The 1,395-nt window shown below is 37.9% G+C and carries 1 protein-coding gene; it reads right to left on the bottom strand.

Annotated features, from left to right (window positions below; all coding sequences use genetic code 11):
* Window positions 1-432: 432 nt before the first annotated feature.
* Complete coding sequence (locus tag QZ265_RS10885) at window positions 433-1,293, bottom strand: SPFH domain-containing protein (protein WP_296406100.1); 861 nt, start codon at window positions 1,291-1,293, stop codon at window positions 433-435.
* Window positions 1,294-1,395 lie beyond the last annotated feature (102 nt).

The following is a 1,395-nucleotide window of genomic DNA, read 5'->3' on the forward strand; positions in this document are numbered from 1 at the left end:
CACGTATTTGTAACTTAGTATCAGGGTATGCTGTATTCTGATATTGCTCATTTAATATATCATAAGGTAGGGCAGCACCTTGAAGGATGGGATTAAGCTTAATAGCTTGTTCTGTGTTCAAGGATGTATTTTTATCGTTATGGGTCATATTATTTTCCTTACTAAGTTAGCTTTGTAGATTTTTCAGTAGTTATGTCTGATCAATTAGTTATGACTGATTAAAAAGTTATGACTGATATTGTGGCCTAAATTTTTGGACAAAAAAATAGCCTCTTAGTAACAAACCTTATGAGGAAAGGCTAGTAACTTAGAGGCTAATAACTAAATTGATAGTAACTGAATTGATAGCAGTAATGGACATTGATTAACAGGATAGTAAAAATTAAAAACTAACCTATTCACCAAGGCATAATGTATCGTCTGATAAATGACCTAAACTTTAAACTTATTACCCACCATACCTTTGATTGTTCCTAATATATCAGCAGGTAGTACCACAGTTTTGGCATTGTCAGATTCTGCTAAATTCTGCATGGCTTTAATATATTGCTCTCCCAACAGATAAACCACTGGCATTTCTTCTTCGCCCATTGCCTGCGTAATCAAGCGAATAGATTCTTCTGAACCTTTTGCCAGTACAACTTGTGCTTCAGCATCACGGCGCGAAGCTTCCAAACGCCCATCGGCCTCTAAAATAGCCGCCTGTTTTTGACCATCAGCACGAGTAACCGTGGCACGACGTAAGCGCTCTGCTGCTGCCTGTTCTTCCATCGAAGCCTGCATCGTTTGAGAAGGATTAATATCCTGAATTTCAACTGTTTTTAGGGTTATTCCCCAATCAGCAATATCTTCTGAGATGGCTTGTTTAAGGTGAGCTTTAATTTGATCACGGCTCGATAAAGCACTGTCTAAGTCCATCTCACCAATGATAGAACGTAACGAAGTTTGCACCAAGTTGCGAATGCCATACTCATAGTCTTCAATCCCATACACGGCTTTTTCAGGCTGAACAATACTGATATAGGCTACCGCATTGGCAATAATAACTACGTTATCACGAGTAATAACCTCTTGCGACGGGATATCTAATACTATGTCTTTGGTAGTTAATTTATAAGCGACATTATCCACGTAAGGAATAATCAGGTTCAATCCAGGCTGTAAAGTTTGATGATATTTACCTAGCCTTTGTACCACCCATTTGTAGCCTTGGGGTACGATTCGCACACCTTTAAACACGGTGAACATCACCAGAGCTACCATCACTAACATGACTATGCTGAAACTTCCCATCTGTTTACTCCTTTTTTTCTTACTCTATCATTTACTATATAAAAGCTCTTACAACGAAATATAAGGCTTTTCTAATTATTAGTTAATTTATCGAGGGTCAAC

Origin of the sequence: Psychrobacter sp., from assembly GCF_018260395.1 — a bacterium.
Lineage (GTDB): Bacteria > Pseudomonadota > Gammaproteobacteria > Pseudomonadales > Moraxellaceae > Psychrobacter.

Bases quoted from the DNA above. Each gene is read 5' to 3' on its own strand.
- QZ265_RS10885 (WP_296406100.1), bottom strand. From the start codon at position 1,293: ATGGGAAGTTTCAGCATAGTCATGTTAGTGATGGTAGCTCTGGTGATG.